This window comes from Phaeobacter sp., assembly GCF_022825805.1.
In the GTDB taxonomy this organism is placed as follows: domain Bacteria; phylum Pseudomonadota; class Alphaproteobacteria; order Rhodobacterales; family Rhodobacteraceae; genus Phaeobacter.
In genome coordinates, this window is record NZ_JAJDWC010000140.1 from 1 (window position 1) to 23,409 (window position 23,409).

The window sequence follows — 23,409 nt, forward strand, 5'->3', positions numbered from 1 at the left end:
CAATCGCGCTCGACCCAAAGGTGTCAGTCTGGCATTGCTGTGAATGTTCATTCGATCCCTCCGAATAGGGTTGGTGCTTGGTAACTCCAACCAACTCGGTCTGGATCGAATGGACAACCTGTTGAAAGCTCACATCTAGCCAGCCATCAGCGGTGTCCAGCTGATGCCAGGTTTCATAGAGATAAAGCCGTGTGTCAGCATCGCCGCTGCGCGCCAGATCCGCCCACCGCCGAAAATACCGCGCACCTTTGAAGTAACGGATCGCATCGCGCAGCTCGACCATTTCAGTGAGGACAATCGCGTCGTATGATCCTGATCCGACCGCCTCGCGCGCGTCGCGCCACACGGGTGGGTGATTGACCTTGTCAAAGTCGAGGATCTCCTGATCAGGTTCCCAATGCTGCTGGAGCGGTGTTCCTGACCCTAGCTGTGATTGGTAGCCGTGCCCCTCTGGTGCGAGCTGCGCCAACATATGCGGCATATCCGCACCGACCAGGGAGTGGCCCAGATGGTAGACCTGCAGCGCTGCGGGCGGTGGCGTCAGAGCAGGTAGCGCAAAAGGGCTGGCTTGCGCCGGGCCGAATGGCAGAAGCGCCAGCCATGCCAGGAGCCCCCGCAACATGATCATCACACCAGCGGGAGCTGCGTCGCAGTCGCGATCAGCCCCTCTCCGATAGCGAATTGTCCGGCAATACCATCTCCCCGGCGAAAGGGCGGGCGATCTGCCGTGAAGCGTGCCACAAAACGACCGCGCCTGCTGGCGCCATAGCTGACAGCAGAGCCGTTACCACGGCCGGATCCGGGGTTGTCCAATGTCATCTCTAGTTCCATCCCGTCAAATCCGAAAAACGTCTCACTTTGATGATACTGACATTTATAGGCGGCCTCCTTCGCGGAGAAGATCACTTTTGCCAATTGGCCAGGATTGATCTGCTGTTGGAGCCATTCGCGTTCGGCGGGGCGGCAGATCTGTGGGATGAGATCGTCCGATAAGGGCAGGTCCTCCTCCAGATCCACCCCTAGGGCAGCGCAGTCCGGTTGATGGCAAAGCGCCGCCGCGGCGGCGATGCCGCAATGGCTGATGGATCCGATGATACCGGTTGGCCAGATCGGGGCCCGTTTGGGGCCAATCAGGATCGGCACTGCCGGTTGGCCCAGCCGCTCCATTGCCCTATGGGCGGCGGCGCGACCGGCTGCGAACTCACGTCTCCGCTTATCCACGGCGTTGGGCGACAGGCCAGCGGTCTCTTCGGCAAATGGTGATGGCGGTGCGTCGCGGGGATCGCAGGTTTCTACCACCACGGCATCGGAAAACAGCGAGGCAATCAGCGCCTGCTGGCGGAGATGGCGCGGCGTCACCCTTACGTCTGGCGCGCCGCTGCCATCGCCGCCGGCTTTGAGTGTGCCATTTTGGGTCATCCTTGCCGTGCTCTTCTGTTGGCGCGCATTGCCCGTCGTTTTGACATCATATCAGAGCGAGCCGCCGGGTCCACGGAGGCCGCTGCGGGTGTCGGATCAGAGACATCCTCATTGCCAGGCTTTGTGCCGCTCAGCGTGTCAATATGCGCGGCGAGCCCCGCCAAGGTCGGGAAGCGGAAAATATCTGTGATCGACAAACGGGGTACATCCAGGGAGGTGCGGATATCGCGGTGGGCCTGCACTGCTAGCAGCGAATGACCGCCAAGCGCAAAGAAATTGTCACCACCCCCAATGCCGCTAACCCCAAGGATCCGTTCCCAAACCGCACCAATCTGAGCCTGTGATCCGGTTGGTGCAGGCTCTTTGGTGCTGCTTTTCGGTACGACAATCTGGACCGGTTGCGGGTCTGGCAGGGCCTTGCGGTCGATTTTCTTGTTGGGGGTCAGTGGGAAACGGTCCAAGCGTTCAATGTGGCTTGGGATCATGACCTCTGCCAAATGGCGCGCCAGTTCGCGTTTGAGCGACGTGGTATCCAGCGCTGCGTCACTGGTGACATAGGCGATGATTTTTGTGTCGGTGACCGAGGAGCCTGCGACGGCTGTGTCTTTTGGCACCACGACAGCGCCTGTGATACTTGGCAGATCGGTCAATGCGGCCTCGATCTCCCCCAGTTCGATGCGTTGTCCACGGATTTTGACCTGGTGATCATTGCGTCCCAGAAACTCAAGCTGGCCGTCTGATCGCCAACGCACCAGATCCCCGGTGCGATAGAGGCGCTCGGAGGCCATGCGCCTGTCTGCGCCTTCGTTGTTGTCGGGGTCCTTGGCTAAGTGGTCGGGGATGAACCGCTCCGCTGTCAGTTCGGGTCGTTGCCAATAGCCTGCGGTTACACCCGCCCCACCGATCAACAACTCCCCCGGCACACCGATGGGCTGTGGTTGCAACTGATCGTCGACGACATAGACCGTGGTGTTGGCAATGGGCGCCCCAATCGGGGCTGTGCCTGTGACGCTGCCCTCCAGCGTTTGCATGGTGGACCAGATCGTTGTTTCGGTCGGTCCGTACATGTTGTGGATCTGGGCGGATGTGGCAGCGCGCAGGCTGGTGGCCAGCTCTCCTGGGAAGGCTTCGCCCCCCACGAGCAGATGGGACAGACGGCTCAGCACTGGTCGCGCATCGGTATCGGCTGCGATCAGACGCGCCATGGAGGGGGTGCACTGCATGTGGGTCACACCATGACGCAGGATCTGCGCCGCAAGCGAGACATCATCCTCCGCCAGTTCCTGTGCAGTGTTGGACCGGCGCAGCACCTCGGCCAGGGGTTTCAGCCCTTCCAATACGGTGTCAGGGGCGATGCCATAGTCGATCAGGCAGGCGATTTCATCAACGCCAATTCGTTTGAGCTGCTCCACCCTTTGCAGGGCATCGTCTATGGTGCCAAACAGACCTGAGTCCTCAAAATACCGCTCAAAGGCAAAGTCGAGGATTGCCTCCAACTCTTCCGCGGACAGCATCCCGAGATCCATCTCGAACGGGTTGGAGACGCCTTTGGGTTTTTTGAAAGCTGGAAAAGCCCAGGCATATTGTTTGATCAGACCCGCTGCCGCTCTCAGATAGTCCTTCATCGGTTCGCGTGCCGTGGCGCGTGCCGCTTCGCGGGTGTCGGCCAAATAGCTGTGCAGCATCAGGGTGACCTTATGGTCGCGCGGATCCCGACCCGCCTGGCGCAGGGCGTCATGATAGAGAGTGATCTTTTCCGCCACCTCTTCGATGCTTTGGCCCAACAAATGAGTGAGCACATTGGCCCCGATGCTGCCCGCTTCGCGCCAGGTATCTGGATTGCCCGCGGTGGTGACCCAGACTGCCAGCTCTTTTGACACCGGTCGGGGCTGCGTCACGACGTTATGAATGGCGCCATCCTGACGCGTAAAGCCAACTTCCTCGCCACGCCAGAGCTGTCGCACGGTTTCGATGGCGTCAAACATCGCAGGCTTGTTCGCCGGAGGGGTGTTTTCGGGGCGCAGGATAAAATCATCCGGCTGCCAGCCCGATGCAAACCCGATGCCCGCGCGTCCAGCGGTCAGATTGTCGATGACGGACCATTCTTCGGCGATACGGGCAGGGTGGTGCAGCGGGGCCACGCAGGATCCAGCCCGTACACCAATGTTTTTGGTCACCGCGGCCACGGCTGCGCCAGTGAGGGACGGGTTGGGATAGGGGCCGCCAAAAGCGTGGAAATGGCGCTCCGGTGTCCAAACAGCGTTGAACCCATGCTGGTCGGCGAATTTTGCGCCCTCAAGCAGCAGCTCATATTTGCGGGGTCCGGGCCCATCGTCATTGCCCCAATAAAACAGGTTGAAATCCATGCCGCGGTCGCTGGTGGCAATAGGGCCATTGGACAGCTGCAATCGGCTTTCATCACTGGACAGCACAAGCTTGAAACCCCGCGACAGCGTCCAGAACAATTCCAGCACAGAAATGTCAAAGGACAGGCTGGTGACCGCAAGCCAGCAATCTCCGGCGCTGTGCGGAATTTTCTGGTCCATCGCGGCAAAGAAATTCGCCACGTTCCTGTGCCGCACCATCACACCTTTGGGGGTGCCGGTCGAACCGGACGTATAGATCAGATAGGCCAGATCATCAGGTCTGGGCTGCTGATCAGGACTGGGCTTCTGATTTGTTATGGCTTCGTTCCTGGAGTGATCCTGGTCCGGATCTTGGGCCTCTGGCAGCGCATCTAGCAGCAGGATCTGCGCGGTGGTGCCGGATGGGAGGCTCGTTTTGCGGGTCTGTTGTGTCACCAGCAGCGATGCACCGCTATCTGCGATGAAATGTGCCAGCCGATCAGCAGGGTAGCTTGGATCCAGCGGCACATAGGCGGCGCCTGATGCCATTGTCGCCAGCGCGGCGACCACCAGATCTATGCCGCGATCCAGATAGATGCCGACACGGTCGCCACGCCGGACGCCCTGATCGTGCAGCACCTGGCTCAGGGCCTGCACCCGCGCGGCCAATTCGGCGTAGCTGAGGCTTTGATCCTCATGAACCAGCGCAGGTGCATCGGGCGTGTGCGCGACCTGGACCAGAAACGCCTCTGGTATCGTGGTGATCGGCTGATCCTGCGTTGCAGTGTCATTCCACTCAATCAACAACGATTGGCGCTCTGCCTCCGATAGGATTGGCAAATCGGCAATACGGCCCTGTGGATTGTCTTTCAGCGCCTTGATCAGTGTCTCAAGGCGACCGAGCAATATGGCCTGAGCCGCGGCGTCCAATTGGGTGTTGTCCATGTGCAAGGAAAGGGCACCCGCCACGACACAAAGCGTGGCCGCACACCCCGGCACAGGCGTTTCTGCACCGATCATGCAGCCGATGGCGGGTTGCAGGTTGCCCTTTGCGCGCAGTTCCGGGGCGCGTTGGCACAGGTCAATTGCAAAACCGCCATGCTGGTTGGCAGCCCCGAGCGCATCTGCAGCCTCTGTTTGAACGGAGGATAGATGTGCGTCACGCTCGGCGGAGAATGGCACCCATCCGCTGATGACACCGTTCCGCCCAGCTGTTGCAAGCGCCGCGGTGCTGAGTGCGATGCCGCCGGTGTCGTCTCCTGTGCTGCGCAGGCTCAGCGCGGTCGCGGCAAGGATCGCTTCGGCATCGGTGGCCAGCGTGGCGGTGATTGGGTGTGTGGTGACACCGGAGGTCGCCTGTGGCGCTGCAAGGGGTAGGGACGATGCGGTCAGTCGCGCCAATGCGTCGCGCCAGTGCGGCTCGCCAGCCTGGCTGCGGCGCAGCGATGTGGTGATCGCATCCAGCGCATCGGCCGGGATCAATGCCAGTTGCTGGCCCACAGCAAACATCTGCTGCAGATCTGCAGGTGTGCCGTCTGGGTGCATCAGCTGCCGCAACTTCAGGGCGCCATCGCTGCAGGCGATTGTGACGCTGTGGGCGTCGAGGGCCAGGATTTCGCCGCTGCGTCCGGTTTCGTTTTTGACGCTGGCCTGACCCACCAGGAGCAGTTCCAGCCCGCCACCAGTCCAGTCACCAGCCCTGCTCTCATGGGTCGCAATGGGCAGCTTTGCCATGCAAATCGGGTTCCAATACCCATTGTAGTCCAGTGCTCGGACCAGTCGGCCAAGCTCCTCTGCGGGTTGGGTGAAATCAAGGATCGCACCTGCGGCGGGGCGGTCTGATCGGGTGTAGAGTTTCCGAGTGGTGAAATCCTGCGGCTCGCGGTTGAGGCTGTCGTTTTCCAGTTGGGCCAGCACCTCCGGAAAGCTCTCCATCGCGGCGGCTTAACATTTCGCGTTCAGACTGTAGGCGGTATCATCTTCGGCAATGTCGAAATGCCGTTGCGCCAGGATGTCCCCTTTGTCGACACCGCCATCGATCACATGCCATGTGATGCCGTGTTGATCCGCCCCTTCGATCAATGCCCAATTGGGTGTGTTCAAACCGGCATAACGCGGCAGGGGGCCATCATGAAAATTGATCCCCCCCTTGCGCGCCAAAGACAGCGCATCCTGCGAAATCAGATCCAGGTTGGCGATCGACAGCAACCAGTCTGCGGGTTCTGTCAACTCAGCAGCACTTGCCAGAACCGGCAGCCCCTGTGATGCCGCCCAAGTCTGGATCGCAGTGTCACGGCTGACCACGGCAGTGATGGTGTGACCCTTGGCCAAAACCGTGTCTGCGCAGGCAATCAGCAGGGATTCATTGCCGATCACGATACAGGAGAAGGGGGTCATTTCGGTTCCTCCGCAGAAGACGGGACGGTTTGAGTGCGCACGGGCTGCGTTGTTTCCTGAGAGATGGGCGTTTTGAACAGGCAGCGCAGATGGTGACTGATCAGATCCCGCAGAAAATACGGCGGGTCGGTGGCCGGTTTGTCAGAAACAAGCCGCCGAAGCCGGTACAACAGACTGCCGCTGACCAGCGCCATTGTGGCAAGCAGCGCGTAGAGGCGACCGTGGGATTTCGTGAAATAATGCAGCCGACTGTCAAACCAGTAAGCCGGGGTGCGCTGCCAGGTTTTCATTCCGGTTGAGGCTGATCCGACATGCGCCACTTCGCTGGTGGGCAGATAATGGGTCTGCCAACCTGCCTTCATGGCTCTGCGGCAAAGATCCGTTTCTTCGAAATAGAGAAAGAAACGTTCATCAAACCCCCCGATCTCGGTGATCACGCTGCGGCGGATCATCAGGCTGGCGCCAGCGGTCCAGTCCAGTTGTGTGGGTTCGTTTGGCAGGTCCATCGGCACGACTGAATTGCGCAAGAGCCGCGTGAAAAGACCAGTTTGAATGGCGCCTTCAAATTCGCCAGCGATGGAGGGGAAACGAAAAGCGGTGCAATGGCTTTCGCCGTCGGTGCCGCGCACAAACGACCCAACCAGGCCAACGCGGGGGGCGGCCAGTAGATAGCGTTGCAGGGCGCGTATTGCACCGGGTTGGACGAATGCATCCGAATTCAACAGGTAATAGAAGTCAGGCTGGCTGCCATCGGAGAGCCCAATCGCAAAGCCGATGTTCATCCCAGCGCCGAACCCGCCATTGCACGGGCTCGCAACCACCCGCAGCCGTCCATCGGCAAACCAACCCTGGTCAGCGGCCGCCTGCTGCAGCTTTTCATAAGATCCGTCGGCGGATCCATTGTCGATGATGACGATTTCTCCGTCGATCTCTTCCATCTCCCGCAGCGCGTCACGGGCACAAGCCAGGGTCATCTCAGGGGTTTTGTAGTTCAAGATGATGGTCAGAACACGACCGCGGGTGTTTGTGTCAGCCATAGCGATCACTCAGCCGCCGCTGCCGGGGAAACGGCAGGCGCGTCCTTGGATGCAAATGTTGCCTGGTCTGCTGCATCCAGACGTGCCTTAACCGCTGCAGCCAGAACACTGGCATTCGGGACCAATACCATGCTGTCGTGATCGCCCGGCACTTCGACCACCTCGATCCGAGGCGCAAAGCGTTTCCAATCGTTGTCCTCGTACACATACTCGCGCGCGCGGCTGACCCAGTTGCCACCAGACACGCGCCAATGGCGATCCAGCGGCGGGCGGAACAGTGTGAACGGGCCCGGCCAGGGCTTCAGGTCGTATTTCGGCAGCGCGGCCCGGAATGCCAGTTCTACCTTGCGATTGTTGAAAACGGGTGCAGTGCCATCCTCGGCCGGGCGCTGCTTGCGCTTTTCGATTTCCCAGGCAATCCGGTTGCCAAGCCACTCGGCCAGATAGCCTAGGCCTTTCTTGCGAAGCTCTGCCCATTTGATCAGCACCCGATCCTGCCGGCTGAGAGCCGGCCGCATCGGCAATGGCGTGTCCAAAAGGATCAAGGCTGCGGTTTCTTCGCCGTCCGCGTCCAGTTGCTGCGCCATTTCATAGGCTGTCAGGCCGCCCCCGGAAAATCCGCCAAGCAGATAGGGTCCATGAGGTTGGACGCTGCGAATTTCTGCGAGATAGTCGCGTGCGGCATCATCCAGCCGGTCATGCGGACTGTCGTCGCCAATCAGCCCCTTCGCTTGCAAGCCATAGACAGGGCGATCTTTGCCAACCAGCAATGCAAGCTGGCGCAGGTTCAGCACATTGCCAAACATACCAGCCACAAGGAAAAATGGCCGTCGCCCAGTGCCGTCGCCGGGGTGCAACTGGACGAGATGGCGATGGCTGTTGGCCTGCGGTGTATCGGCACCGATCTGCTCCGCGGGGTTGGTCGTGGTCAGCCCACCACCGGTGCGAGCAATGATGACCTCGGCCAATTTGGCAATTGATGGGGCCTCGAACAGGGTTGAAATGGCCAAATCCACGCCATGTGTGCGCTTGATCTGCGCAAACAGTCGCACTGCAATCAGCGAATGCCCCCCAAGATCAAAGAAACTGTCTTCGACGCCGACACGTGACAGTCCAAGAAGCTTGGCAAATTGGGCGGCAATGTCTTCTTCGACCGCATTGCGCGGGGCAATGAAATCCGTGTCGAGTTCCGGGCGAGCAAAGCTCTGCCCCTCATCCCTCGGTGTCGTGCGCGGGGCGTTCGCCTCGGCGATCAGATCTGGCAGCGGCAGCGATGACACCACAATCTGCGAGAGGCCAGAATGAACCGCACGTCGCAGCGCCTCGCCCCCTTCGTCGGCGCGGATCCCGTTGGCCACATTGCGCCGCAATCGGCGTTCGTCTGGGGATAGGGGCGGTGGCGTTTCAGATGTGGCAAGGCCCAAATCCGCAGCGCTTGCATCGGCCACCGCCGGGTCGTCTGTTACCACCGGCCCGGTAAGGTGCTGCATGTTGAAACCGCGGATTTCGACCAGAACCGCGCCTGCGTCGTCGCAGAGCGTGATGTCAAATCGTGCGGTCATGGCATCGCTGTGAACCAGCCGCATGTGGCTCCAGAAAACCTGATCTGCGGCTGCCTGCAGGGGCGCGTGAACCTGCAGATTGTCATAGGACACCGGCACCCAAAGGCTGTTGCCCCGGTATGATGGCGCCAGATCAATGACCCAGCCAGTGGCAATGTCCAACAGCCCAGGTGGTAGACCAGTGCCGTCAAGTGCGGCCGCCTGCGGCATGGCCAATTTGGCGATCCCCTCGCCCTGGCCGCGATAGGTTTCTGCAAGGCAGTGCCAACGCGGGCCAAAAGCCAGGTGGGTTTCCTGCGGCGCCTTCAGGCGCTGATCACCAGATTTCGCCATTGTCGGGCAGCGCCCTGTGATGGCGGTGATGTCCAATCGTGCTGGGGATTGCGGCGCAGAGGGCGCAACTTGGCCTTCGGTGCAAAGCGTGGCCTGAACATGCAGGGCATACCCATCAGAGAGGGCGCTGTAGACGGCCATATCGTAGCCGTGTTCCACCGGGGTCAGGCGCAGCACCAGCTTGGCGGTTTCCGTCGGCGCAATGACCAGAGGACGTAGGAAATACAGCTCCCGCAGGTCAAATGGTGTGCTGTGGCCCAGTTCTGCCAGAGCCTCTGCCGCCAATTCGATGTAACCGGTGCCCGGCACAAGCGCGGTGCCATCCTTGGTTTTATGCTCGGCCAGCAACCAGTCTTGATCGCTCAAGGACGTTTCGAACAAAATGCTGCCTTCGACGCCGAACATGCGGGTGTCGAACAGCGGTTGGGCGCAATCGCTGCGGCTCTGAACATCTTGCTCTGCGCTGGTGCCAATGGCCTCTGCGGCCATGCCGACATCCGCCCAAACACCCCAATTGACGGCAACCACATGGGTTTTGGCAGCCCCCGCCAGTGCGCTATTGCGATGTTTGGCAAACGCATTGAGGTATTCATTTGCCGCGACATAGTCGATCTGGCCCACCGGAGACGTCACCGTGGAGGTCGAGGCAAATAGAACCATCAGCTCCAATTGATCGGGGGTAAACAGCTCTGCCAGAACCCGCAGGCCGCTCACTTTTGGGGCCAGAATCTGTGCTATGTTCTCTTCGGATTTCGATAGCGCTGGCGCGTCGTTGATTTGGCCTGCACCGTGGATAACCCCCGTGATGGGGCCAAACTCGGCCTCAGCGGCAGCAATGGCTGCGCGCATCTGCTCGCTGTTGCACACATCTGCTGCCAGCGGCAACACCCGGCCAGAGCCGATGGCCTCCAGCTCTTGCACTGCGCGGATCCGCCGGGACTGCGTGTTTGCGGGGCTATGGCGGTGCAGATGGGTTTCCCACTCGGTGCGTGGTGGCAATCCGGTGCGCGACACCAAGACAACATTGGCTGCATAATTGCGCAGCAAATCGGCAGCCACTGTCTGGCCGATACCACCGTAACCACCAGTGATCAGATAGGTGCCGCCCTGGCGGAAGTGTGGCGCCTGGCTCGTGGGCTGCGCGTCGAGGGGCTGTGGCTTCCAGCTGAGACTGTAGCGGCGGTCACCACGCCATAGGGCGGCACCGTTGGCTGGCTCTGCCAATAGATCCTCCAACACCGGCGTGATGGGAAGATTGGCCTGCTGGTCTGTCAGTAGTCGACGCAGCCCGTTTGCCGCGGTGGGCAGTTCGATGTCCAATGTTGCAAAGGTCAGGCCCGGCACCTCACGCGGCAGCACACCGGCAGGTCCACTGATCATCGCTTTTTCAGGGTAGGGGAGCGGTTCGTCCCGCAGCTGCGCGGCCCCAGTGGTGAAGGCACAGATATGGATCGGGTGCGGCAGGTCGATCTGCGCCAGGGCCTGGCCCAACGCTGTGAGTGCGTAAAACCCCATTTCGAGGTTACGATCAAAGAACGACGCGCCTGGACGGAAGGTTTCGCGATCCGTGACCAGCCAGAAATGACCGACACGCGTTGGCAGCAGGTCGGCTGCTGCCAGATCTGCGAACAAGGCGTCATAGGCGCTGCGTCCTTCCTCGGGTGCGATCACATAATGCGTCGCGCTGATCTGTGCGTAGGTGTCTCCCGGTTGCACGCGCACAACGTTGTGCCCGGCATCTGCCAATCGATCCCCGATGGCGCGCGCCAGTCCGGTGTCATCTTCGAACAGCAGCCAAGTTTCGGGCTGTTGCGCCAGATCCGCGGTGACGTCCAGATCGCAATCGGCAAAGGCGGGGCGCCAGCTGGGCCTGTATCCCCAATCCGCCAGATTGTCTTGACGGGCGACCGGCGGCTGTGCCGTCTCGGATGTGCTTTGGGTGCCGGGTTCAATGAAATAGCGACGGCGCTGGAAGGCATATGTCGGCAGCGACAACCGGTTGCGGCGCGCGTCACCCCAGATCTGGCCCCAATCGGCCTCCAGCCCGCAGGCCCAAAGCCGGCCAATGACACCCAGAAAATAGGCGTCATCCGCTATCATCTGTTCAGGATGGCGCAAAGAGGACAGCACCTGCCCCGCTTTGATTTGCGGAGCCATTTGTGCCAGTGACGACAGCGCCTTACCTGGGCCGACTTCGAGGAAAACGCGGTTGGGTGTTTTGGCGAGTGTGTCGATGCAGGCGGCAAACATGACTGTATTGCGCAGCTGGCCCACCCAATAGTCCGGATCAATGGCATCCGCCGCACTGAGCACAGCGCCGCTGCGGTTTGACATGATCGGAATTTGGGGCGCCGACAGCGTCAGCCCAGCCAAGAAGCTACGGTATTCATCCAGGATACCGTCGAGCATCCGGCTGTGAGCCGCAATGTCGATCTGAATGCGCTGATGGTCGATGTCATCTTTGCGCAATTGAGCTGCGAGCTCATCCAACGCCGCTTGCGGACCGGAAACAGCAGTCAGTCGCGGTCCATTGACGCTGGCGATATCAAGATGATCGCCAATCCGCGCTTCGACTTCATCCAGCGGGAGCGAGATCGACAGCATGCCGCCTGCGGGCACGCTGTCAAACAGGCGGCCACGCAACAGAACAAGATCGATACAGTCTTCAAAGGCGATCACACCCGCAAGGCAAGCGGCGGTGTTTTCGCCCATGGAATGTCCGACAAGGGCGGTTGGGGTGACGCCCCAGCTGATCCAGAGTTGCGCCAGAGCATATTCGACGATCATGATCAGCGGCAATTGCACGGATGGCTGTTGCATCCGCGTTTCTGCATCCGGGATCGCGTCCCCTTCGGCCAGCCATATTGCGCGGAGATCATAGTCCAGTTGCGCCTGAAGATGGTCCAAGCCACGGTCCATCCAATCGGCGAAAACCGGTTCGGTTTCATAGAGATCGCGGGCCATGCCGACAAATTGCGCCCCGCCGCCGGGGAACATGAAAACCGCCTCTGGCGTGCCGTCCAGACAGTCATGGCTGAACACTTTGCGTGGGTCGTTTTCGGCGAGCAGCGTGGCGGCCTCTTGCGCTGTTTCAGCGACAACAACCCTGCGTTTTGCAAATCCGCGTCGGCCGTTTTTCAGCGTGTAGGCAACATCTGCCAGGTCAATATCTGGCGTGTTGCGCAGATGATCAGCCAGCGCCTGGGCATTTGCGTCCAATGCTGCAGTGGATTGGCCAGACAGACAGATCACCTGAAACGGGAAATCACTGTCTTGCGAGGGCGTAGGCTCGGGCGCTTCTTCGAGGATGATATGCGCGTTGGTGCCGCCGACGCCCAAGGAATTGACACCCGCGCGGCGCGGCCCAGTTTGGGCTGTCCATGGCGTCAACTGGTCATTGACCGAAAACGGGGAGTGGTCAAAGTCGATAGCGGGGTTGGGGGCTTCATAGCCAAGGGAGGGCGGCAGTTCGCGATGGTGCAGCGAAAGGGCCGTTTTGGTCAGGCTCACCACACCTGCAGCGGTATCCAGATGGCCGATGTTGGTCTTGACCGATCCGATCTTGCAAAATCCAGTCGCGTCAGTCGAAGTGCGATAGGCTTCGGTCAGGGCCGTGACTTCAATGGGGTCGCCCAGATAGGTGCCGGTGCCGTGACATTCGACATAGCCGATGCTGCGTGCGTCCGTATCGGCCTCTGCCAGAGCTGCGCGAACGGCTGCCGATTGCCCCCCGACGGATGGGGCGAGATAGCCTGCTTTGTCCGCGCCATCATTGTTGATGGCCGACCCTTTGATGACTGCCCAGATGTGATCGCCATCTGCAACCGCATCTTCCAGTCGGCGCAGCGCCACGGCTCCGGCGCCGGAACCAAACACCGTGCCCTGCGCCCTGTGGTCAAACGCATGGCAGTGGCCATCGGGCGAAAGGATTTCGTTTTCTTTGAACAGATAGCCACGCCCCTGTGGCAATTCGATCGTCACACCGCCCGCAATCGCCATGGCGCAATCGCCTTCGCGCAGCGCTTTGCTGGCATAGTGAACGGCGACCAATGACGTGGAACAAGCTGTCTGAATATTGACCGACGGGCCGTTCAGATCAAAAACGTGGCTGACCCGCGTCGAAAGGAAATCCTTGTCGTTGCCGGTGTGGCGCAACAGGAACATGCCAACATCATCCACGAGCCCGGGATTGGAGCAGATGTTGAAATAGAAATAGCTGCCCATCCCGCAGCCTGCATAAACGCCAATCTGACCCGCGAGGCTTTCGGGAGGATGGCCTGCATCCTCCATCGCGCTCCAGGCCACTTCCAAGAATTTGCGGTGCTGGGGATCAAGGATGGCGGCTTCTTTTGGGCTGAAGCCGAAAAAATCCGCATCAAAATCGGCAAATCCCTCAAGAGGGGCGGTCGCGCGGACGTAATTTGGATCCGCCAGGGCATCGGGGCTTTCCCCGGCTGCCAGGAGATCTTCGTCACTGACCGGACGAATGGATTCGACCCCGTCGCGCAGATTGCGCCAGAACGCCGCCGTGGAACCCGCGCCAGGTACATCGACTGCGAGGCCGACAATGGCAATGTCGCCGCTGTAGCGCGCCGCATCAAACGGTTTGGATGCAGGTTTTTCCAAGACCCCAATCGCCTTCAATTAAAGGGTTTTGACCAGAGGCGCTGGCCAAACCAGATTCACAACCAATCACCAGTACAGGCCGGAGCTCTGCAGAGGCCCAGCTATCATGGCACAAATTGGTCCCCAACATGTGAATGGGGTGAACGCCGTGCTTCCCAGTAAATTCCCCAGTCTGCGCCCACCCTATATCCATTGGCCAATGTGCCTAAATTATACGGTAACCTTAGGGACGAAATGTGTCCAATTGTGCCAAAAACGCGAAGAGATTGCGGCGTTATAAAATGCTGCGGCGTGTTTTGGCGACCGATGGTTGGGCGAGGATCTGATTGCCATCAAAGAGGGCTCGTTTGAGTTCGAACAATCCAGGGTATCGCAGCCGCTCGGCATAGCCCAGAACGGCCCCGGCGCAGAGCCAGGTCACTGGCGTCAACGTCGCGTTCAGCAGCATATCCACCAGTGTGGCAGCCAGCATCAGCGCAAGCGGTGCGGCAAACGGCGAGATATCTGCTGCGGCGCGTTTGCGAATTTCGGCCCACAACAGGACCAGAGGCCCTGCAAGCATGCCCATCTCTGCGATGTAACCAACCCAGCCATAGGTGCCAAATACGAGGATCCAGCGCCCGTCCGGGATGGAGACGATTTCACCGGTCTCGCTGTGACGCACCAGATTGCGCCCCCAGCCGCCCCAGCCAAACCAGGGTTTATCGGCCGCTCGCTCCAGCATCAGTCCTTCGTTGGTGAAGCGAAAGCCAAGGGATTGCGCACGCTCGGGGCTGAAAGCCTGTGCTTTGGCAAGGATGGCATCAACCGGAACCACGCCAATATTGCGCAACATCGGATAAACGATCGCGATCAGCCCCAGGGTCAGCGCCAAACGCATTTGCCAGCGATAGGAGGCAAAGGCGACAAACGGCGTGAATACGAGACCATAGGCCAGAGCGGCGATGCTCTTGCACAGGACGAGGACCGCGAACATGTAAGTCGTGGCCAGTGCAAACCGGATTTTGTCCTTGGCGTCTGCAGCGCGGGCCAGTGATGCGGCTGCCAGCACTGACATGACCACAAACAGCGCCAACCATAGGCTATGCGGCAGGAACACAATGGGCCTGAACCCGCCCTGACGAATGGTTTGGCTGAAATCGTGCTGAAAAAACCCATAGATCCAGGTGTTGATCTGCGGGCTCAGCCGCACCTCGATCAGCGAGGGAATGGAATAGACCAAAGCAGAGGTCAGCAGAACAAGGACGAGCGTTTTCTGCTGGCTCTCGCTCGACAGGTAACGCCGACCGAGGAAGAAGGGCAGTAGGAAAATTAACTGGTTGATCATCACTGACCCCAAATCCCGCCACCGCAGTCCGGGTAATGCATAGGTCGGGAACACAATCGGCTCCGCCTCTGGCAGGACGCGGAAGATGATCGGGTCCGCGTTGGTCAAGACGGTTGCGACAACCGAAAACATGAACAAGGCGAGCAAGGCACGCATCGCAGGGTGGCGGGGAATGATGTCGACTTTTTTGCCTAAAATCACCACGCAGATGAAAAAGGCTGCGACCGCAGGAATGGAATCTTTGTCCATGTCCGGCACCAACGGCAGATCAAATTCAGCAATCGGCGGCAAAAACAGATAGCCGCCGATAATGGACCACAAAATGGCATGCTGCAGCGAGAGCCGTCTGAACATCACAAGGCTGATCACCGGCCAGGCGATCAACATCAGATATGCCAGTGCATTGGGCATGAGCGGACGGGGCCTCGGGTGGTCGTTGCTGCCAGATGGGGGGAGTTTAACCAAGTCTCACTTCGGTGTCGCCCGCTTTTGAAGCAAACGGTAAACTCTTGAAACCGTAGCGCAGGCATGAGAACCAAGCATGAGAGCCCAATCATGGGAACCGACGTCATGCCCACGGGTGGTTTGGAGAGCAGACAGTGTATTTCGACTTTGCCGGTGTCAGGATCGACGTCAATATCGCTGATATGACCCGTCTCAAACAGGCTGTGCTGGGCCATTTCCAAAATCGCAAAGGGTTCGCACTGGCGACGGTCAATCTGGATCACCTGGTCAAAATGCAGGGGTCTGCGGCCTTCTTGGAAGCCTATTTACAGCAGGACTTCGTGGTTGCAGATGGGCGGCCCATCGTGTGGTTGTCCCGGTTTGCCAAGCGGCCGGTGTCCTTGATGCCGGGATCAGATTTGGTGGTGCCGCTGTGCGAATGGGCGGCGGAGGCCGGAGTTCCGATTGCCTTGGTCGGCAGTACCGACGCGGCGTTGGCGGATGCTGAACGGATTCTCACCAACAAGGTGGATGGTTTGAACGTCGATTGGTGTCATGCGCCATCGGGCGTTTTTGATCCCGAAAGCGAAGAGGCCGGAACGATCCTCAGCGAGCTTGAAACACGCGGTATCAGGCTTTGCTTTCTGGCGCTGGGCGCTCCGAAACAGGAGGCGCTGGCCGCACGCGGGCGCAGCCTTGCGCCTGGGGTCGGTTTTGCCTCGGTCGGGGCGGGTCTTGATTTTCTGGGCGGGCACCAGCGGCGGGCGCCGCTCTGGATGCGCAAGATTGCGCTGGAATGGCTATGGCGCTGGGCGGGCAGCCCGTTGCGCCTGGGCCCGCGTTACTTGCGCTGTCTGGCTATTTTGCCCCGGCAAGTGCGTCACGCGCTGCAGGTGCGTCACGGTTAAACGACCCTTACAGCGCGAGCGCGGTACCAGATGCGCGGCTATTTGTATTCCAGCAATCCGCGCGATTGTCCGCGCAGCCGCAACCATCGCGCTTCGATCACACCCAGCGCTTCGGGAAATTTCCCAATGACAGAGAACAGCGCCACCTCGGCTGGCATTTTGCGGCAGAGCCTCAGAAACTGCAGCGGGTAGATGGCTGCACCCAACGCGGCGCCGGGCCCGGCAGTTGCGGCAACCAGCATCAACACAGCAGGAATCCCTGCGCCCCAGATTAGGGCGCGACGGGTTTCGGCCACCCAATGGCGTTCGGGGCCAGAGCCATGCAGGGCGGCCCCTTCCGCAAACGCGAACCCGGCTCTGCGGCTGCGCTGCCACCACTGGCCAAATCGAAGCATCTGGGCGTCATGGAGCGTCATCTCCAGATCTGCCCGATAGAGGCTCCAGCCATTGCGCGCCAGCCGCAAGCAGAGTTCTGGCTCTTCCCCGGCGATCAACTCATCGCGGTAGCCGCCAACCTGCCGGAGTGCCGTCGCACGCATCAGCGCGTCGCCTCCGCAGGCGCGTGTCGGTCCTATGGGCGTGTCCCATTCCCAATCGCATAGGCGGTTATAGACAGACGCATCAGGGTGGCGTTCACGCCGCCGGCCACAGACCACCGCACATGTTGGGTCGCTCTGCAGGTGACCCACCGCCGCCGCGACCCAGTTATCGACCACTGTGCAATCACCATCGACGAACTGCACGAAATCACACCTGTCTGAAATCGCGGCCAATCCGGCATTTCGCGCCCGCGCGGCGGTGAATTTGATCTCCGTGTCCAGGTTGATCACAGTGGCGCCCCGCGCCTTTGCCGCTGCGACCGAGCCGTCTGTTGATCCGCTATCGACGTAAATGATGCGATCCACTTGATCCCGCAGACTGTCCAGACAGGCCAGCAGGCGCGTCCCCTCGTTGCGGCCAATCACAACCGCTTCGATGCGGGCCTTTGCCGTGGCTGACGGTGATGGTGAGGGCGCCGCACTCATGGGGTATCCTCCGGCTGATGCGCCGCTTTGCCCTGCAGAAACCTAGCCGCCAAAAGAGGCTGAAGCCCGGCATATGTTTGCGCGGTTTCAGACCAAAGCGACAGATCCGGGTTGTCAGCAAATCCTGCCAATCGCAATCCATCCTCGCCATGTTTGATGGTGGCTGCAGCCTGGGTTTCCTGATCTCGTTGAATGGGATCATTTGCAAACTTGTAGTGTTTGAGCAACGCCATGCGATCAGCCACCCGCACACCGGTGCTGATATGCGGATGGATCGCTGGGGCAACGCCATCAACCACTTTGACCAGTGGGTGTTTGCTTAGACAGCAGTGTTCGCCAAAAACGCGGGCGCGGATGCCGCCGAATTGCATGTACGGCGGGCTGGATGGCGGCAGCTGATTCATCCTCAGCAGACCCGACAGGCCAGTGGCCTCGCTCGCGTAGGGCAGCTGTGCCACAGTTGAGATATCGTAGTGGATGAATTCGGATTGAACCTCGCGGTAAGGCAGTTGGGCTGTCTGCGCCAGCGGCCCATCAGGAAACATCTCCAGCATCTGCGCCATCAAAGCGGTATAACCGAGACGATCCAGTTGCCGGGTGATCGCGGGCAACGTGGCGTCACGGCTGTCGCCGAGTTCAAGAATTTCATCCATATCCGCAAACAGGCACCACCGGTCCTGCGCAAATTGATGGGCAGCGTGATTGCGAAAGATGTTCTCAAACCGGCCCCAGGGCAGTGTGCATTGCAGCACGGTCACATCCGGCTCTTGGGCCAAACGTTCGATTGCGCCATCGGTGGATCCCGTGTCGCAAAACACAAAATGCGCAGCGCCCAATCTGCGATAGTGGTCAAGAAACACATCCAGATAATAGCCGCCGTCTTTCATCAGAGCGATGACTGTCACATCGTCGGTTTGCCCAGATGGGCCTGTTGGGCCGGACAGGTGCCGCAACCGACGGCGAAACCGAAAGCGATCCCAGCGCGCAACCAGATGACGATTGGCGATCCCGACCACGCGCTGAGACAGCCATTCTGTAAAAGCCATTTTTGGCTGCGGTGTCGGTTGATCAGTCATGGTCTGTGTTACACGTCCTTATGGTCGGGCGCATCGGCCTCAAGATCTTCCTGTGATTTTTGTTAGCGCTAAATATTTTGCCTGGCTGTCAATTGCATTTAACCGCCGAATACGGCAGTGTCTCGCAAAATTCGAACAATTGGAAAGGCGGGGCGCATGAGCTCGGAGATTACAGTGCTTGTTGGCGATGTGGGTGGCAGCAATAGCCGCCTGGCACTGGCTGGTCCCGAGATCGGGGTAACAGCGCTGCAGAGTTTTTCCAATGACAGTTTCAGCAGCCTCGATGATGTACTGTCGGCCTACTGTGCACAGCCCGATCTGCCCCAACTGTCTGGTGCTTGCATTGCGGTGGCAGGGCCAGTCTATGGCGACGAGTATCGCCTGACAAACCGCAACTGGGCAGGCACGGCAGCGGGGTTGGGCGAACATCTCAATCTGTTGCCGGGCGCAACGGTTGCGGTGATCAATGATCTGGCCGCTCTAGGGCACGGTTTGCCAATTTTGATGCCCGGTCAACTGTCGTCCTTGCATGCGGGTCACCAGCGCGGAACACAGTCTTTGGTTGTTGGTGTTGGCACCGGCTTCAATGTCTCTCTCAGTCTTGCTGGCCAAACCGCCGAGGCCGAGCTGGGCCATGCCAACATGTCTGCGCCGGTGCGCGAAACTCTGTCATCTCTGGTCGGTGATGGAGTCAGCAATTTTGCAACCAACGAGGACCTGTTCTCGGGTCGTGGATTGGTGCGCTATCATCAGGTGCTGCACGGCAGGCCCGCTGAAGGGGGCGCGCAGATTGTCCAAAGCTATCTGGATGATCCCAATGGTGCGGCCGCCAAAACAGTGCTGAGCTGGACGCAGATGTTGGGGCAGTTCACCCGTGAGCTGGTGCCGACCTACATGCCGGGCATGGGGATCTTCTTTGCAGGCAGCGTTGCGCGCGGTGTCCTTGGCACCCCGGCACGGGAGGTTTTCTTGGAGCAATTCCTGCAACCCTCGCGTGGGGTGCAAGAGCGATGCGAGACCACGCCGCTTTGGTTGATCACCGATGATGCCGCAGGTGTCAGCGGTGCGGCCCGCTGCGCCATCGAAAAGGCTGCGGCTGCCTGATCATTCACGGTCAACCAGCTGACGTTGGCGGGGTTGCTCATGTGCCTGCAACAGACCCGCGCTCAGTAGTCCCGTTTGAAAAACAGTCCGAGCCCGGTTTCACCCTGTCCATCAACGGTGCCCGTCACGGTGAGGGAATTGCTGACATCAAGGTTGATGCTCAGCTCACTGTCGCCACGGGTGTTGACGTTCAAGTCGGTGTAAACGTTGTCAGAGATATAGCCGCCGATATCCAAAAGACCGGCTCCCAATTGATCAAGGCCCAGTTCCACATTGCTGGCCCCGGTGCCATCCCGCACCGCGTCTTCGACAAAGCCGCCACCGCCACGACCGCTCAACCGCGCGACGGAGGCGGCAAGACGTGCCAGCGCAAGGGGCGACAGATCCTGGATGTTTTCGCCAAACAGCAACAAGGCCAGAGCTTCTTCACTGGGGCGATCCGGATCCGAGGTGACTTGGATCTGTGGACTGTCGATCAGTCCCGATACCTCGAGTGTGGCGGTGCCCTGCGCCGTGCTTGCCGTGGAGCGCAGCATCAAAAACGGGCGCAGGTCTCCCTGCAGCGTGATCTGGCCTTCATCCAGGACCAGCCTCCGGCCAAGAATGTCGAACGTGCCGCGGATCAGGCTGATCTGACCTGCCGGGGCCAAATCAGCCGTACTGCCGCGCAGATGAACCTGACCGCCCAGCTCAGCCCGGACACCTCGGCCACGCGCGTTGATGCGATTGGGCGCGTTGATGACAACATCCAACTGGGTGCGACCGCCGCCATCACCACTGTCAGAGCCATTTTCCTGGTCCAACAGTCCCGCGTTTTTGCGCGTTGTTCTGGTTGCGGCATCATCACCAGTGTGCCGGATATCGGGGATCGGTGCTGCGGTCACGGATCCGCCTGCCGTGGCGAGATTGATATTGGTTTCGGCGACATCAATGCGGCCTGCCAGCCTGTTCTCCCCGATCAAACCACCTGCGAACTGCAGAGCGCCGGACAGCCTGCTGTCATAGGACAGCTTGTCTGTCAGAACCACATCCGTCAGCCCAATCCGCAAATCGCTGTCAAACGGCGCGGTCAGGCGAATTGGGCCGGAGACCCGCAGGCTGCCGCCGTCTGAGGGGCGCGCCGACAGCTGCAACGTGACTTGGGCGTCGCGGATCAACAGGCTTGTGGCAATGTCGTCCAATCGCAGGGCGGCGGTTGGCAACGCCAATGTCGCGCCTGTGCTGCGGATGTCGCCGCTCAGGGCGTCCAAGCCGAGCGGGCCTTTCAGGGCCAGATCAAAGCTCGCTGCTCCGCGCAGCAGGTTGGGGGCGATGAACGGATTGACCCCTTCCAGCCGTAGCTGGCCTTTTGCGGCAATATCGGCCTCACCGCTTTGTTCGTTCCAGCTGCCTTGAACTGTGCTGGCCACCCCTGAGGGACCATCCGCGCGGCTGTCGATTTGCCAGATCCCAGCGCGCCGCTCTGCCTGTCCGGTTGCCGTCAGGCGTCCGACCAGTTCGGGAACGAGGCGCTCCAGTTCTGCGAGAGCGGCGTCAAACTGGATCGTGGCATCGCCCTGATCCTCCTGCACGGTGCCGTCCAGTTTGGCTACAAACCCTGCGGGGCCGGTGGCGTTGCTGTCAAATGTCCAACTGCCCGCCCGCCGCGTCGCTGAACCGCCGGCAGCGACCGCGCCTTTGAGGGTTGGCACAAACCGCTCCAATGCGTTGATACTTGCATCAAAGGTTAGATCGCTGTCGCCATCCAGATCCACGTTGCCCTGCAAATTGACCGCAGATGCATTTGGCCCGCGCAAGCTTGCGGTGCCAGCAATCGTCTGCTCCTGCCGGGTCAAATCCGCCTCCAGCGACAGCGCACCAGGAACCTGTGGCAGGAACGCCCCAAGGTCTTTCAGCGTTGCCTCCATATGGAGCTTACCGTTCGTGCTGTTCAGATCGCCCTTGGCTGCCGCAAACAGGCCTGCGCTGTCGAGTTTGAACTGATCAATCTGAACACCTGCTTCACTGCGATCAGCGCGCAAGGTGATCGTCGTGGTACCATCCAGCAGATCATCAACGGTTGCGATCCCAGCAGACACATCCTGCCCCAGAACAGACAGATCAACATCGAACGCTCCAGACAACGGCGCAAAGGCTCCGGCAAGATCGGCAGAAACGCGGCCACCCAATTGCTGCCCGGTCAGCGCAGACAGTTGCGACAGATCCGCCAGTTCCGCGCGCAGATCGCCGCCGATCCGTGCATCCGTCGTCAGCGCGTCAACAAAGACGTCGCCGCGCAGTCGATAGCCGTTTCCCTGCATGTCCAGCGCATCAAGGCGCAAGGCTTCGGGGCCCATTGTGGTGATCCGACTGGAAACCGCAATCGCAGTTCCAAGGCTCTGTGCAAGGGCAGGATCGTTCGGGGCCAAACCTTCGACTTCGGCTTCGATAAGGCCGTCCAGTTCAAACCCGTTGCTTTGTAGCACAGTTCCGGACATGCGCAGGTCGGCCTGCCGCAGCGACAGATCCGCTGTGGTGATCTCTTGGGCCTGGGCTACAATGCGCCAATCTTGTCCTTGCGGTTTTTGCGCCTCGATCGTCAGCGCACCCAGTGTGGTCGCTCCGCCAGCGATGGGCAGCGTTACGGTGGCTGCCCCATTCGGTGGCGTAATATTTGCGTCAAGTTTTGCAGCGTCGATCACTCCGCCATCCGAGGTTTGCAGGGAACCCGTGACGGTCAGCGCATTTGTCTGCAGGCTCAGTTGATCCAGGCGGAACCCGCCATCACCATCCGACTGCCCGCGCAAACGGGCCTCGGTGTTGGGGCCGAAAAACGGCTGAAATTCTGGCTGCAATAACGCAGTGATATCCCCGGCGAGATCGGCCGAAAACGCAATCGGTTGCGTCTCTGCAGCGGCGTTTTCTGCAACTGGTTCTGTCCCTGACGCCACTGCTGCAAGCGTTAGTTGTCCGGCGAGCCGGTCAATGCCATCGGTTTTCAGCCCAAGATCGGCAACAAAATCTGTTGTGGGCCCGCTGCCCTTGACCTGCAGGTCGATTGCCGGTTGGCCGGGCAGGTCCAAGGCCGCGGAAAGGACGCCACCAGGACCTTCATGCAGGGCCAAATCTAGGGCGAGTTCGCGGGTGGCATTGGAAAACTGGGCGTTCAGGCGCAGTTCGTCATCTCTGCCATCCAATCGGCTGATCGACAAAGCGCTGTTCAAAGCGCCATCAGCCAGAGCCAGATTGCCGTTCAGACGAAAATCTGCAGCGGTTCCCAAAACTGGCTTTTCCAGCGTTAATTCGGCCACGGCCAAAGTGCCGATCTGAACGGACACAGGCAGATCGGGGAGCTGAAAGGGAGTCGCTTCCGGGGCAGGGAGGTCCGCAGCCCCCGGCGGTGATTGTGGCGTGCGGCTAACAACGATCCGCTGCGCGGTCAGTTGATTGACGGACAACTCTCCCTGCAACAGCGCAAGCCGGTTCCAATCCAGCTGTGCCTCTTCGATTGTCAGCCAGACGCCGTCGTCATCGGCAACTGTGATCTTCTCCACGCTGGCCTGGGACGACAGCGCGCCCTCCAGTCCGGTGACGGTGACGGCGCGGTTTTCACCTGACAGGTTGTCTTCGAGGAAATCGACAAGAAAACCGCCGCGCTCATCCTCGCTCTGCGCTGCGGCCTCTGATCCGAAAAGGGCCAAGACAACCGTCAATACCAGTGCAAGATATGCAGGTGCGTGCCACCTGCAACGGGATGCGTGAGACCCTGTTTGTGGGTCCTGTGGGTCCAGCCGATGACACAAAGGGCGGTGTCGGTATCTGTATCG

9 protein-coding genes and 2 pseudogenes are annotated in these 23,409 nt (G+C 60.1%); 2 read left to right on the plus strand and 9 right to left on the minus strand.

Translation table 11 applies throughout. From position 1 onward, the window contains the following. The 6 genes and pseudogenes from Q0C28_RS16195 to Q0C28_RS16220 form a co-directional block, all read right to left on the minus strand. Positions 1 to 628: pseudogene (locus Q0C28_RS16195) on the minus strand (hypothetical protein); the annotation flags it as partial. Then, positions 628 to 1,419: a 4'-phosphopantetheinyl transferase gene (locus tag Q0C28_RS16200; RefSeq protein WP_293577349.1), complete on the minus strand. Its 792-nt coding sequence runs from the start codon at positions 1,417 to 1,419 to the stop codon at positions 628 to 630. The pseudogene Q0C28_RS16195 and the gene Q0C28_RS16200, both read right to left, overlap by 1 nt. Continuing rightward, positions 1,416 to 6,161: pseudogene (locus Q0C28_RS16205) on the minus strand (MupA/Atu3671 family FMN-dependent luciferase-like monooxygenase). Before Q0C28_RS16205 ends, Q0C28_RS16200 begins: the two are co-directional and overlap by 4 nt. Further along, positions 6,158 to 7,198 carry a glycosyltransferase family 2 protein gene (locus Q0C28_RS16210; RefSeq protein ID WP_293577351.1) on the minus strand — a complete coding sequence of 347 codons (1,041 nt, stop codon included), beginning with the start codon at positions 7,196 to 7,198 and terminating at the stop codon, positions 6,158 to 6,160. The pseudogene Q0C28_RS16205 and the gene Q0C28_RS16210 overlap by 4 nt, the downstream one beginning before the upstream one ends. A 5-nt stretch (positions 7,199 to 7,203) precedes the next feature. Then, the gene (locus tag Q0C28_RS16215) at positions 7,204 to 13,719 is read right to left on the minus strand and encodes a type I polyketide synthase (RefSeq protein WP_293577353.1); all 6,516 of its coding nucleotides are present in this window, start codon (positions 13,717 to 13,719) and stop codon (positions 7,204 to 7,206) included. 274 nt (positions 13,720 to 13,993) lie between these two features. Next, positions 13,994 to 15,457 carry a hypothetical protein gene (locus Q0C28_RS16220; protein ID WP_293577355.1) on the minus strand — a complete coding sequence of 488 codons (1,464 nt, stop codon included), beginning with the start codon at positions 15,455 to 15,457 and terminating at the stop codon, positions 13,994 to 13,996. Positions 15,458 to 15,645: 188 nt separating this feature from the next. On the opposite strand from Q0C28_RS16220, the gene Q0C28_RS16225 reads away from it, so the two are divergent. Beyond that, a complete protein-coding gene (locus Q0C28_RS16225; protein WP_293577357.1) occupies positions 15,646 to 16,398 on the plus strand; it encodes a WecB/TagA/CpsF family glycosyltransferase in 753 nt (250 codons plus the stop codon). A 38-nt stretch (positions 16,399 to 16,436) separates the two neighbouring features. On the opposite strand, the gene Q0C28_RS16230 is transcribed toward Q0C28_RS16225, so the two are convergent. Together Q0C28_RS16230 and Q0C28_RS16235 are read right to left on the minus strand one after the other, a co-directional pair. Beyond that, positions 16,437 to 17,423 (minus strand): glycosyltransferase family 2 protein, encoded by a 987-nt coding sequence (locus tag Q0C28_RS16230; protein ID WP_293577359.1) that lies wholly within the window; start codon positions 17,421 to 17,423, stop codon positions 16,437 to 16,439. Beyond that, a complete protein-coding gene (locus Q0C28_RS16235; RefSeq protein ID WP_293577361.1) occupies positions 17,420 to 18,499 on the minus strand; it encodes a glycosyltransferase family 2 protein in 1,080 nt (359 codons plus the stop codon). Before Q0C28_RS16235 ends, Q0C28_RS16230 begins: the two co-directional genes overlap by 4 nt. Positions 18,500 to 18,655: 156 nt before the next feature. Here Q0C28_RS16235 and Q0C28_RS16240 point away from each other — a divergent pair, with 156 nt between their 5' ends. Then, positions 18,656 to 19,603, plus strand: a complete 948-nt coding sequence (locus tag Q0C28_RS16240; RefSeq protein WP_293577363.1) for a glucokinase — start codon at positions 18,656 to 18,658, stop codon at positions 19,601 to 19,603. A 62-nt stretch (positions 19,604 to 19,665) separates the two neighbouring features. Here Q0C28_RS16240 and Q0C28_RS16245 read toward each other — a convergent pair whose 3' ends face one another. After that, on the minus strand, positions 19,666 to 23,283 hold the full coding sequence (locus tag Q0C28_RS16245; protein ID WP_293577365.1) for a translocation/assembly module TamB domain-containing protein: 3,618 nt from the start codon (positions 23,281 to 23,283) through the stop codon (positions 19,666 to 19,668). Positions 23,284 to 23,409: the final 126 nt, after the last annotated feature.